The following is a 12,554-nucleotide window of genomic DNA, read 5'->3' on the forward strand; positions in this document are numbered from 1 at the left end:
CGCGAAAACCCTAAAAAATTAGGGTTATCCACGAATTTTTTGACCAAAAGGGCCAGTCTCTGTCGCCTTGAACACTTCTGGTGTCGTTATGACGAATCCGAGACGTAACGTCACTTTGCGCCGTTCGGCATTTCTCAGAGGAATGCTGTCTCGTCGAAGCTGCGCAATTTCCGCGAATGCAACCGCTCAAGTGGCATATCCCGCAGGGCTTCCATCGCGCGTATCCCGATCAGGAGGTGGCGGGCAACTTGTGTCTTGTAGAAATCCGAAGCCATGCCGGGAAGTTTCAATTCGCCATGCAGTGGTTTGTCGGAAACACACAAAAGCGTGCCATAAGGAACCCGGAACCGGAAGCCGTTGGCGGCAATCGTGGCGCTTTCCATGTCCAGTGCAACGGCGCGTGATTGGCTCAGGCGCTGAACCGGGCCCGACTGGTCCCGCAGCTCCCAGTTGCGATTGTCGATGGTGGCAATGGTCCCCGTCCGCATGACGCGTTTGAGATCATAGCCCTTCAACTCGGTGACTTCGGCCACAGCCGTCTCCAGGGCGATCTGCACCTCGGCCAGCGGCGGGATCGGCACCCAGACAGGGAGATCGTCATCCAACACGTGATCCTCGCGCAGGTAGGCATGGGCCAGAACGAAATCACCCAGAGATTGTGAATTGCGCAGGCCGGCGCAGTGGCCAACCATGACCCAGGCATGCGGGCGCAAGACGGCGATATGGTCGGTGGCTGTCTTGGCGTTGGAAGGCCCGACGCCGATGTTCACAAGGGTAATTCCCGATCCATCCGCCCGCTTGAGGTGATAGGTCGGCATCTGGGGTTGCTTGTCTACGGTTGGCAGCGTGCCATCCGCCGTGGTGATCGCGTGATTGCCGGTGCTGACAAAGGCGGTATAGCCGCTTTCAGGGTCACCAAGCTGCTGACGGGCATAGGCTTCGAACTCGGACACATAGAACTGGTAGTTGGTGAACAGCACGTGGTTCTGAAAGTGTTCGGCGTCCGTCGCGGTGTAGTGCGAAAGCCGTGCAAGCGAATAGTCGATGCGCTGGGCGGTGAAGAGGGCAAGCGGACCTGTGTCATCTGTATCGTGCACGTGCATGCCGTTCACGATGTCGTCGTTCGTCGTTGAGAGCTCCGGCACATCAAAGATGTCGCGCAGGGTAAAGGCGGCCGCCCCCTGTTGCGGCACCGTCAGATCTGCATCAGAGCTTACGGCAAAGTGGATCGGGATCGGTGTTGTCGACGGACCGATCATGACTGGCACGCCGTGATTGCAGATCAGGAGGTCTATCTGCTGTTCCAGGTAGTGACGGAACAGATCTGGCCGAGTGATCGTTGCAACATGCGTGCCCGGTTCCGAGACGTGTCCAAAGGACAGGCGGCTGTCGACCTGGGCAAAGGTTTTGGTGGTGATCCGCACCTCTGGATAGAAGGCGCGGAAACGGTTGCCGCGTGGGCCGTCATTCAAAGTGTTCCGAAAACTGTCGCAGAGAAAACGGGTTGCCTGTTCATAAAGCTCTTCAAGCCGGTCCACGGCCGCACGCGCATCGGTAAAGGCTTCGGCGGCATAGGAGGGGGGCGTCAGGGTGGCAAGGTCTTGGGCAGGTGTCATTTGGTTCCAGTCACAAGGTCAGTCAATTCAAACCGCGTCACATCGACGAGGCCGAGATCGGAAATACGCAGCTCGGGGATCACCACGAGAGCAAGAAGGGAATGCTGCATATAGGCGTTGTTGAGCGTGCAGCCGCAGGCTTCCATCGCTTCGACCAGCGCCTGCGCCTTGGCCGCGACATCGGCGGCAGGGGCGTCAGACATCAGGCCGGAGATCGGCAGTTCAACGAGCGCGATTTCCTTGCCCTCCCTGAACACGGTGACACCGCCACCAACCTCACCCAGCCGGTTGGCAGCCAGCGCCATGTCTTCCCGCGAGGTGCCAACCACTATCATGTGGTGGCTGTCATGGGCCACGGTCGAGGCCATCGCCATCCTGCCCGTGTAGCCAAACCCTGAAACAAAAGCGTTGGTCACATCGCCGGTTGCGCGGTGGCGCTCGACAAGGGCAATCTGGGCAATATCAGTCTCTATATCACCTTGAATCAATCCATCTTCGACCTGAAGATTTGCAGTGAGAGCCTTTGTCGGAGCCTGGTTTTCGACCACGCCGATAACGTTGACCGTCACCTCGCTTGCCCCTTCAGGCGCGGGGATCGCAAAGTCATCCGCGCCGAGTTCATGGCCAAGACGAACGGTGTTCCGGGCATGTTCAGGCCAGGCATAGTGCGGGCAATCAACGAGGATCTCACCATCCTTGGCAACGGTCCGGCCCCGCGCGATCACATGTTCAATCGGTAGGGTTTCAATGTCACTGGTCAGGATGATGTCCGCACGCCGCCCGGGCGCGATTGATCCGAGTTCGCGTTCAAGGCCAAAGTGGCTTGCCGTGTTGATGGTTGCCATTTGCAGGGCAATCACCGGATCACATCCACAGGCGATGGCATGTCGAACCACGCGGTTCATATGGCCGTCGTTGACCAGCGTGCCCGAGTGGCAATCGTCGGTGCAGAGGATAAAGTTGCGTGGGTCGAGGCCTTTTTCCGTGACAGCCGTGATCTGGCTTTCCACGTCGTACCAGGCACTGCCAAGGCGCATCATCGAGCGCATCCCCTGACGCACGCGGGCAATGGCATCGGCCTCGCAGGTGCCTTCATGGTCGTCTGCGGGGCCGCCCGCTGCGTAGGCGTGAAAGGCCGGCCCCAGATCGGGCGAGGCATAGTGGCCACCCACCGTTTTTCCCGCGGCCTGTGTCGCGGCGATTTCCGCCAGCATCTGCTGCGAGCCATTCACCACGCCCGGGAAATTCATCATTTCGCCAAGGCCAATGATCCCGGGCCACTGCATGGCTTCGGACACATCATCCGGCCCGATTTCAAAACCGGTGGTTTCAAGGCCGGGGGCTGACGGCGCACAGGAAGGCATCTGCGTGAAAATGTTCACGGGTTGCATCAGGGCTTCGTCGTGCATCATCCGCACGCCTTCGAGGCCCAGAACATTGGCGATCTCATGCGGGTCGGTGAACATGCTGGTTGTACCGTGAGGAATGACGGCGCGGGCAAACTCTGCTGGCGTCAGCATGCCGGATTCAATGTGCATGTGGGCGTCGCACAGGCCGGGAATCATGTAACGATCATCCGCTTCGATGATCTCGGTCTCCGGCCCGATACAATGATCGGCATCCGGCCCGACATAGGCAATCCGCCCTTCGGCGATTGCGATATCGTGGTCTGGAAGAATTTCGCGGGTGTGGACGTTGACCCAACGGCCATTGCGGATGACGGTGTCTGCAGGCGCGCGCCCGGCGGCGACGGCAACAAGACGGGGGGCACATTCGGCCCATGTTTTCAGTTGAATAGGCTCCATGTCCCACGTTGACACGCGTTGCAGGGGTGATCAAGGCTAGGCATGGTGAAGGTTTCGTGAAAGGAGCTTCAGGTGGATTTTGAAACTGTCAGCGCGGCCGATTTCGGGGCGTCTTTGCGAGGGATCGGGATCAACATCCTGGTACGCGATGTTCAGGCTCTTTGCGCCATGTTAGAGACTGTTTTCGAGATGAAAGCACACCGTGTCTCCAAGGATTTCGCAATCCTAACATATGGCGATCAGGTGTTTCAGGTTCATAGCGATGCGACGTATCACTCGCATCCTCTCCCTGGTCTTCTTCCCGAGGCTGGTGCGCGTGGGGCTGGCGTGGAAATCAGGCTCTATGACAGTGATCCGGATCTGTGTGCAGACCGCGCAGAGGCGGCGGGCATGCACGTTCTGCAACCTCCCACCGACAAACCACACGGCCTGAGAGAGGCCTATCTTCTGTGTGGCGATGGCTATGCCTGGGTGCCGTCCAGACCGCTTTGACATAAGTCAGACTCGCATTCCTGAATTCTGATATAATCCCCGTGCGCTCACGACCTTGGTCGCTATGAGCCGTTCACCGTTGCAGGCAATGGGAGTGTCTGTACGCGAGACGAAAGGGGAGACAACGCCATGCCGAAAATCAAGGGAACAGCAAATCCAGATCTTCTTGCCGGAACCATTGGCAAGGACACGCTGCTGGGGTTCGCCGGGAACGACACGATCAACGGTGGCGGCGAGAATGACGTCATCAGGGGCGGCGGAGACAAGGATCTGCTGAACGGCGACGACGGCAACGACAAACTCTTTGGCGGTTATGGTGCTGACACGCTCTTGGGGGGTAATGGCAACGACAAGTTGCTGGGTGAAGCTGGCGAGGATTCCCTGGAAGGTGGCAGTGGAAATGACACGCTGTTGGGCGGGGACGCGCGCGACCACGTAAAGGGAGGCTCTGGCAATGACAGCCTTCTTGGAGAAGGCGGCGATGACGGCATCTTTGGCGAAGGCGGGGCCGATTTCCTGAATGGTGGCGACGGCAGTGACAACCTTGAAGGCGGCGATGGCAATGACACGCTCTACGGCGGTGTCGGTATCGATTTCCTGAGCGGCGACGCTGGCAACGACTTTCTGCGCGGCGACAAGGACGGGGATTTCCTATTTGGAGGTCTGGGCCAGGATACGCTTTCTGGGGGTGTCGGCGATGATTTTCTGGAAGGCCAGGGAGATGCCGACAAACTCTTGGGCGGCGCGGGATTCGACCAGGTAAATGGCGGGAATGGCAACGATACGCTTTCTGGGGGCGCGGATAACGACAACCTGTCCGGCGGAGCAGGTGACGATGAGATGAAGGGCGATGATGGCCTCGATACAATGATGGGCGATCTCGGGAATGACACGTTGCTTGGCGGTACGGGCCACGACTTTATGGATGGCGGTGCTGGCAATGACATCGTGAAGGGTGAAGCCGGTGTGGATACCATGTTTGGAGGGGATGGCACCGATCTTCTCAATGGTGGAAATGGCTGGGATATTCTCAATGGGGGTAACGGCAACGACACGCTGCTTGGGGGTGCCGACAACGACACCCTTGGCGGTGGCACCGGGATCGACTCGCTCGTTGGCGGCAAGGGCAACGATGTCGTTGCCGGCGACGAAGACGATGACCTGCTGTTTGGCAATGATGGCGATGACTATCTGGTGGGTGGCACGGGCAATGACCTGTTGGATGCAGGCGAAGGGGTCGATACCCTGCTTGGCGGTGACGGGAACGATACGTTGCTTGGTGGCGATGGAGAAGATTCCCTCAACGGCGAAAATGATGCCGACCTTATTGATGGCGGCAAACACAACGACACGCTCAAGGGCGATGCGGGGGCAGACACCCTGATTGGTGGCGTCGGGAACGACCAGCTCTTTGGCGGCGCCGACAATGATTCCCTGAATGGCGGCGTTGGCTGGGATATCCTCGAAGGCGGAGACGGGAACGACACGCTGCTGGGCGAGAACGGGATTGACTATCTCGTTGGCGGCGATGGCATCGATCTGCTGATCGGCGGTGTGGGGGATGACAATCTTTCAGGTGGCTTGGGCAACGACAAGCTCATGGGGGAAGATGATGATGACATCCTTTATGGCGGGGCCAATGACGATACCCTTGAAGGGGGCAGCGGCAACGACTTCATGAGCGCTGGCAGTGGCAATGATTTGCTCAAAGGCGGCTTTGGCACCGATCAGATGTGGGGAGACGGCGGCAGGGATACGCTTTTGGGCGAAGGCGGTTCCGACCTCATCTATGGAGGTGCTGGCAATGACTCGATCGTTGGTGGTGGCGGTGATGACAACCTTTACGGTGGTGTTGGGGGCGATACGGTTTATGGCGGAAATGGCTATAACCAGCTTTATGGCGGTGCCGGAAATGACAAGCTGTTCTCGGGCAAAGATGGCGGTAGTTCAAATGGCGAAGCCGGCAACGATACTCTGACCGGTGGGGCTAGCAACGACACCCTGCTCGGCGGAGACAACGAAGATCTCCTGATTGGCGCGGAAAGCCACGACGAATTGTTTGGCGAGGCGGGCAACGATACGCTGAAAGGCGGCTTGGGCAGGGACACCCTTGAAGGTGGCACCGGAACCGACAGCCTGTTTGGCGGAGGCGGTGCGGACAGCTTTGTGCTTCGGCTGGGCGATGGCCAGCACCGTATCGCAGATTGGAACAAGAAGTCGGATCGCCTTGCCCTTGATGAAGACCTTTGGGGTGGCGGAAAGACCGTGATCGAAGTGATTGACCAGCACACCAAGTTCGATGCGGGCAATAACCTTGTCTTCTATTTCTCCGGTGGTGAGTCACTCACGATTGAGGGCAAGGGAAGCCTCAATTACCTCGATGGATGGATTGATTTCATCTAGGGGCGCAGGTGTTCCAGCTCGGTTTCAAACAGGTGCATTTCCTCTTCCAGCCAGTCCACAAAAGCGTGGGCGGCCGGCATGTCCTGCGCCTGTGTTGAAAGCAGGATGTAGTAGGCCTCTTCCATCGCAACACGCAGGTCAAAGGGTGGGACCAACTTGCCCTGTTGCAAGAGGCCCGCTGCGATCGTGTCATGCGCAAGGGCGACGCCGCTGCCACCCGCCGCAATCGCCATCGAAACGGAATAGGTTGTACAGTAGGTAATGTGCGGATTGGGCCAGAATAGAGACTGTTCTTCCGCCCATGATGGCCAATTGCACATCAGGTTGGAACAGTCGAATAGAGGCTGTTCCGCAAGTGTGTCCAGCGTGACGGCATAGTCGGGGGCCGCAACCGGATAGTAGTGGTCTTTCCTGAGAAGGCGGGCATTCAGATGCGGCGCCGGGTTCAGGGAATAGCGGATTTCCACATCGGCCCCTTCGGCCATGTCGCGCGGCTCCCAAAGTTCGGTGCGGATGTTCAGGCGGATGTCGGGGTGACGCTCGTGAAACCGGCCAATGCGCGGTGCAAGCCAGTAGATCGCGAAGGTGATGTTGCTTTGCACCTGCAAGACATTGCTTTCCGGTCCAAGCAAGGCACGGGTGCCACGCCGCAAGGTGCGAAAGGCCTCGCGCACCACGGGAAGATAGATCAGACCTGTCGTGGTGAGTTCGAGGGTGCGGGGACGGCGGTAAAACAGGGGCTGACCCAGATGGCCTTCAAGTGATTTGATCTGCTGGGAAACGGCACTTTGCGTCATGTTCAGCTCGGCCGCCGCCCCCGTGAATGACAGGTGGCGCGCGGCGGCTTCGAAGGCTCGGAGCCAGTTCAGAGGCGGCAGGCCAGGTTGCATGGCTATAACTCGATCATAAGTTTGACTAATGGTATGCCTTTGTTTTTTTCGTTGGTAAAGAAAATCCGCCTTGGGCAGGCTTGATCGCATCTAAGGGAGATGCGCAAAAATGAGTGTAGCCGAACTTCGCCCAAATATGGATTTCTGGCAGGAACGCGTCGATATGGCGGCCGCGTTTCGCTGGACCGAACGTCTGAACATGCACGAAGGGGTCGCCAATCACTTCAGCCTTGCAGTGAACGACGATGGTACCCAGTTCCTGATGAATCCAAACCAGATGCACTTTCGCCGCATCAAGGCGAGCGATCTTCTGTTCCTTGATGCCAACAATCCCAAGACCCTTGAAGGTCCGGATGCGCCCGATCCGACGGCCTGGGGACTGCATGGCAGCATCCACCGCCGCTGCCCTCATGCTCGCTGTGTGATGCACGTGCATTCGACCCACGCCACCGTGCTTGCCGCGCTGGCAGACAGCACCCTGCCGCCGATCGACCAAAACACGGCGACATTCTACAACCGCTACGTTGTCGACAACCAGTTCGGCGGCCTGGCCTTCGAGGAGGAAGGTGAACGCTGTGCCTCGATGATGAGTGATCCGAAGGTCAAAACCATGATCATGGGCAACCACGGTGTTCTGGTGATCGGGTCGTCCGTCGCGGATACCTTCAACCGGCTCTACTATTTCGAGCGCGCGGCCGAGACCTATATCCGCGCCCTGCAAACCGGCCAGCCGCTACGCGTGCTGTCGGACGAGATTGCCGAGAAAACCGCACAAGAGCTCGAGGATTACCCCGAGCAGGACGTGCGCCATCTCAATGAACTCAAGGCCATCCTCGATGAGGAAGGGTCTAACTACGCCAGCTAAGGCACACTATCGTTTGGGAGGACGAAATGCCGACGGATGTCACAAATGACTTCGCAGCGGACGGAGAAGCTGCACGCTGGAACTATCGGCCGCCACAACCGGTGGCGCTGAACCCGCTTTTTGCGTGGCCGCCCAACCCGCGTGCGGTCTGGAACTGGTATCGGGGCGCCTGGTTGCAGCTCACGTCACTGGTTGTCTGCATGGCGATTGCCGCGATCGCCTATCTCTGGGCCTTGCCGCCGCTTGAACAGATGAAAACGTTTCAGGCTGGCTGGATGTTCCGCATCTGGCTGATGAACATGGTGGCCCAGACGGTCGTTGCCGGGGGGCTGCATTGGTGGCTCTACATCCGCAAGGGCCAGGGGATGACCAAGAAGTTCGACAGGCGCGACCTGAGCCGGGGCAACGGCACCTTCACCTTTAGCAATCAGGTCTGGGACAATATCTGGTGGACCCTTGGCAGCGCGATGACGGTTGCAACCGTCTATCACTGGATCATCTGGTGGGCGATGGCGAATGCCTATGTGCCAACCGTGACCTTCGCAGACTCGCCGATCTGGTGCATCGCCTGGATGTTCTTCATCCCTATGTGGTCGGGGCTGCATTTCTACTGGGTGCATCGTCTTGAGCACTCACCACGTCTCTACAAACACGTACACGCCGTTCACCACCGCAACGTGAACACGGGGCCGTGGTCGGGCATCTCGAACCACTGGTTCGAGAACATCCTCTACTTCGCCACGTACTTCATCCACCTGATCGTACCGTCGCACCCAATGCATCTGCTGTTCCATACCTACTTTCAGCAGATCAGTCCCGTTCTCAGCCACAGCGGGTTTGAAAAACTCGTGGTGACCGACAACGAGGTGGCGCGTACCGGGGATTTTTTCCATCAGCTGCACCACCGGTATTTCGAGTGCAACTATGGCACGTCCGAGATTCCCTTCGACAAGTGGTTCGGCACGTATCACGATGGTAGCGAAGCGGGGACGATCCAGACCCGCGCGCACAAAAAGCAGATGTATACGAAATGACACAGCGGAGAGAGTGGAACTATACGCCCGACTTGCCCCTGGGGGTAAATCCACTCTTCCAATGGCCGTTGCGCCCGGTCGCGATCTTGCGGTGGTACTGGGACAGCTGGTTTCCCATTTCGATTAATCTTGGCATCGTTGGGCTCGCCTACCTTAGCTACTTCTGGGCGAGCCCAACCCTTGAAGACGCCGCGCAACCGGGGTTTTGGATAGCTGAAATCTGGTTGCGCAATTGTCTTCTGGTGCTCCTGCTCGCGCATGGCCTGCACCTTGTCTTTCACCGCTATCAATTGCAGGGCACCGACCACAAATACGATCCAAGGCCCTTCCCGCGGCAAGGTCGTGTCTTCACCTTTGGCAATCAGCTTCACGACAACATGTTCTGGGCGATTGCCTCGGGCGTGACTGTCTGGAGCGGTTACGAGGCGCTGATCTGGTGGTCGATGGCGAACGGCCTTGCGCCCGTGCTGACCTGGGCGGAAAACCCTGTCTGGTTCGTGGCGATTTTCTTCCTGATCCCGATTTGGGAGAGTTTCTATTTCTACTGGATTCATCGCCTTCTACACGCCGGACTATTCTACCGGTTCCACGCGTTGCATCACCGAAACACGGACATCGGCCCCTGGTCCGGCCTGAGCATGCACCCGGTTGAGCACCTGTTCTATTTCGGAACGATCTTCGTGCATTTCTTTCTGCCGACCCATCCGGTTCACCTGATCTGTCACCTGATGTTCTACGGTCTTTACGCGATCATCACGCACACCGGGTTCGAGGGCGTCTGGGCAGGAGGGCGCAAGCGTCTGCATTTGGGCAATTTCCATCACCAACTGCATCATCGCTATTTCGAAGTGAACTATGGCACGCTTGAAGTGCCTTGGGACAAGCTGTTTGGAACCTTTCACGACGGATCCGCCAAGGCCAAGGACATGATGCGAGAAAGGATCGCGCGACGCCGCAACCAGCCCTAATCGTGTTGGCGGAGCTGGCGAGGTGTCGTGCCAAATTCTTCGCGAAATGCGCGGGTCATGGAGGCAGCATTCTCGTAACCTGCCCGAAGCGTGATCTCGGAAACCGGCAGGTCGGTTTCCACGACCAACTTGCGGGCAAGGTTCAGGCGCAGGCGACGATAAACCTGGGCAGGTGTCGCGCCAAGATCCGCCCGCATGCGGGTTTCCAGGGCTTTCTGTGTCCGTCCCGTGCGGCGGGCAATTTCTGATATCGGCAGAGGTTCCTCGAGGTGTTCCTGCATCAAGGCCAGCGCCTGGTTCACCACGCGGCTTGAGGAGCTGGCCCCACCGGCATGAGATCGCGCCGAATCGCGGGTCATGAACAGCTGCGCGACCTCAAGCGCGAGCGCCTGCCCGTGATCGCGCCCGATCAGATGCATGACAAGATCGAAAGCGGCCATCGCACCGGAACAGGTGATGCGATCCCGGTCCAGAACGAACCTTTCTCTCAGCGCCTCGACTTCGGGAAACCGCTCTGCAAAACGGGTCAGTTCTTCCCAGTGAATTGTCGCGCGATGCCCGTCGAGCAACCCGGCCTCGGCCAGAAGCCAACTGCCGGTATCCATCGAGGCAAGAAAATCATAGCGCGTCGCGGCCCCACGCAGCGCGGATTGGGTTTTCCAGCCGCCGTGATCGAGAAATCCGTAAGAGGGCATGACAACCAGCATGTCGCCCGCGTGATCGATCAAGCGGGCATGTGGCGTGACTTGCAGGCCGCTGGACGATGCCACTGCCGCGCCATCCAGTGCCAGGAACTGCCAGTCGTAAAGGTTGCGGCCCGACAGCATGTTCGCGGCCCGCATCGGTTCCACCGTGTTGGCAAGGCAATGGTTGGAAAATCCTTCGAAGAGAAGGACACCGATTCGCTGCGGTGTAGCGGAAGTTTTCGCCCATTCTTGCATGAAAAATGCCTATCAACGCATGGTGCTTTGATGCAAGTGATTTCAGATGAAGGAAACCCGCATAGGAGCGCGACAAGATGCAATTTGGGATGACCGAAGAACAGGCGATGATCGTCGAGACGACACGCGCCTTTGTTGAGAATGAACTCTACCCGCACGAAGCCGAGATTGAACGCACCGGCCATCTCGATATGGACGTGATCAAGGACGTTCAGAAAAAGGCGATGGAGGCCGGTCTCTATGCGGCCAACATGCCCGAAGAGGTGGGCGGTGCAGGTCTCGATACGCTGACTTGGCTGATGTACGAAAAGGAACTGGGGCGCGCGAACTATGCGCTGCACTGGACGGCGGTCGCCCGCCCCTCGAACATCCTGCTGGCTGGAACCGACGAACAGAAAGATCAATACCTCTATCCGTGTCTGCGCGGTGAGAAATGGGATTGTCTTGCCATGACAGAGCCGGACGCGGGGTCTGATCTGCGTGGCATGAAAGCCTCGGCCAAAAAAGATGGCGATGACTGGATTCTGAACGGCACCAAGCACTTCATCAGCCACGCCGACATTGCCGATTTCGCGATTGTCTTCATGGCGACCGGTGTCGAAGACACGCCGCGCGGGCCGAAAAAGAAGATCACAGCTTTCTTCGTCGACAAGGGAACACCGGGTTTCGTGGTGCGCGACGGGTATCGCAACGTGAGCCACCGTGGCTATACCAACCAGGTGCTTGAATTCGACAATTGCCGCCTGCCTGCCTCCGCGGTTCTTGGCGAAGTCGACAAGGGGTTCGAAGTGGCAAACGCCTGGCTTGGCGCAACGCGCCTTCAGGTGGCCTCGACCTGTCTGGGCCGCGCCGAACGCGCGCTGCAACACGCCGTGGAATACGCCGCCGAACGCAAGCAGTTTGGCCAGCAGATCGGCAAGTTTCAGGGCATCAGCTTCAAACTCGCCGACATGGCGCTGGAACTGAAGGCCGCGAACCTTCTGACCTGGGAGGCCGGCTGGAAATACGATCAGGGCACCGTAACCGAGAGCGACATGTCGATGGCCAAACTCAAGGCGACCGAGATGCTGGCTTTTGTGGCCGACGAAGCGATCCAAATTCATGGCGGCATGGGGCTTATGGATGAACTGCCTCTCGAACGCATCTGGCGCGACGCGCGGGTTGAGCGTATCTGGGAAGGAACCAGTGAAATCCAGCGGCACATCATCAGCCGCGAGATGCTGAGACCTCTCGGAGCCTGATCCATGGAAAAACCCCGCGTGACCATCACCTATTGCACCGGATGCAATTGGCTTTTGCGGGCAGGGTGGTTGGCGCAGGAATTGTTGCAAACATTCCATACCGACCTCGGTGGAGTCACCATCGTGCCCGGCGAGGTTGGCGGGGTTTTCGAAGTAACCGTGGACGGCGTCCTGATCTGGGAGCGCAAGCGCGATGGCGGGTTTCCTGAAGCCAAGGAACTCAAACGCCGCCTGCGCGACCAGATCGACCCGGACCGCGACCTTGGTCACAACGACCGCAGCCCATCCAGCTAACGCCA

General features: G+C 58.5%; 11 protein-coding genes. 7 read left to right on the forward strand and 4 right to left on the reverse strand.

Annotated elements, in window-relative coordinates; translation table 11 throughout:
- Positions 1-134: 134 nt before the first annotated feature.
- Together ABWV42_RS17070 and ade are read right to left on the reverse strand one after the other, a co-directional pair.
- Positions 135-1,616 (reverse strand): AMP nucleosidase, encoded by a 1,482-nt coding sequence (locus ABWV42_RS17070; RefSeq protein ID WP_353341230.1) that lies wholly within the window; start codon positions 1,614-1,616, stop codon positions 135-137.
- Entirely contained in the window at positions 1,613-3,421 is a 1,809-nt protein-coding gene (gene ade / locus ABWV42_RS17075) for an adenine deaminase (RefSeq protein ID WP_353341231.1), read from the reverse strand. Before ade ends, ABWV42_RS17070 begins: the two co-directional genes overlap by 4 nt.
- Positions 3,422-3,493: 72 nt before the next feature.
- Between ade and ABWV42_RS17080 the strand changes: the two genes are divergently transcribed.
- Positions 3,494-3,913: a VOC family protein gene (locus ABWV42_RS17080; RefSeq protein ID WP_353341232.1), complete on the forward strand. Its 420-nt coding sequence runs from the start codon at positions 3,494-3,496 to the stop codon at positions 3,911-3,913.
- A 129-nt stretch (positions 3,914-4,042) separates the two neighbouring features.
- A complete protein-coding gene (locus tag ABWV42_RS17085; RefSeq protein WP_353341233.1) occupies positions 4,043-6,316 on the forward strand; it encodes a calcium-binding protein in 2,274 nt (757 codons plus the stop codon).
- Here the strand turns inward: ABWV42_RS17085 and ABWV42_RS17090 are convergent.
- A complete protein-coding gene (locus tag ABWV42_RS17090) occupies positions 6,313-7,206 on the reverse strand; it encodes a LysR substrate-binding domain-containing protein (RefSeq protein ID WP_353341234.1) in 894 nt (297 codons plus the stop codon). The genes ABWV42_RS17085 and ABWV42_RS17090 overlap by 4 nt on opposite strands.
- 109 nt (positions 7,207-7,315) lie before the next feature.
- On the opposite strand from ABWV42_RS17090, the gene ABWV42_RS17095 reads away from it, so the two are divergent.
- The 3 genes from ABWV42_RS17095 (at position 7,316) to ABWV42_RS17105 (ending at position 10,073) form a co-directional block, all read left to right on the forward strand.
- Positions 7,316-8,071 carry a class II aldolase and adducin N-terminal domain-containing protein gene (locus ABWV42_RS17095; protein WP_353341235.1) on the forward strand — a complete coding sequence of 252 codons (756 nt, stop codon included), beginning with the start codon at positions 7,316-7,318 and terminating at the stop codon, positions 8,069-8,071.
- A gap of 26 nt (positions 8,072-8,097) precedes the next feature.
- Complete coding sequence (locus ABWV42_RS17100) at positions 8,098-9,105, forward strand: sterol desaturase family protein (protein ID WP_353341236.1); 1,008 nt, start codon at positions 8,098-8,100, stop codon at positions 9,103-9,105.
- 242 nt (positions 9,106-9,347) lie between these two features.
- The gene (locus ABWV42_RS17105; RefSeq protein WP_353341237.1) at positions 9,348-10,073 is read left to right on the forward strand and encodes a sterol desaturase family protein; all 726 of its coding nucleotides are present in this window, start codon (positions 9,348-9,350) and stop codon (positions 10,071-10,073) included.
- Here ABWV42_RS17105 and ABWV42_RS17110 read toward each other — a convergent pair.
- Entirely contained in the window at positions 10,070-11,014 is a 945-nt protein-coding gene (locus ABWV42_RS17110; RefSeq protein WP_353341238.1) for a GlxA family transcriptional regulator, read from the reverse strand. The genes ABWV42_RS17105 and ABWV42_RS17110 overlap by 4 nt on opposite strands.
- Positions 11,015-11,091: 77 nt before the next feature.
- Between ABWV42_RS17110 and ABWV42_RS17115 the strand changes: the two genes are divergently transcribed.
- Complete coding sequence (locus ABWV42_RS17115) at positions 11,092-12,255, forward strand: acyl-CoA dehydrogenase family protein (protein WP_353341239.1); 1,164 nt, start codon at positions 11,092-11,094, stop codon at positions 12,253-12,255.
- Positions 12,256-12,258: 3 nt separating this feature from the next.
- The gene (locus ABWV42_RS17120; protein ID WP_353341240.1) at positions 12,259-12,549 is read left to right on the forward strand and encodes an Rdx family protein; all 291 of its coding nucleotides are present in this window, start codon (positions 12,259-12,261) and stop codon (positions 12,547-12,549) included.
- Positions 12,550-12,554: the final 5 nt, after the last annotated feature.

The organism is Pelagimonas sp. KU-00592-HH (assembly GCF_040369695.1).
In the GTDB taxonomy this organism is placed as follows: domain Bacteria; phylum Pseudomonadota; class Alphaproteobacteria; order Rhodobacterales; family Rhodobacteraceae; genus Shimia.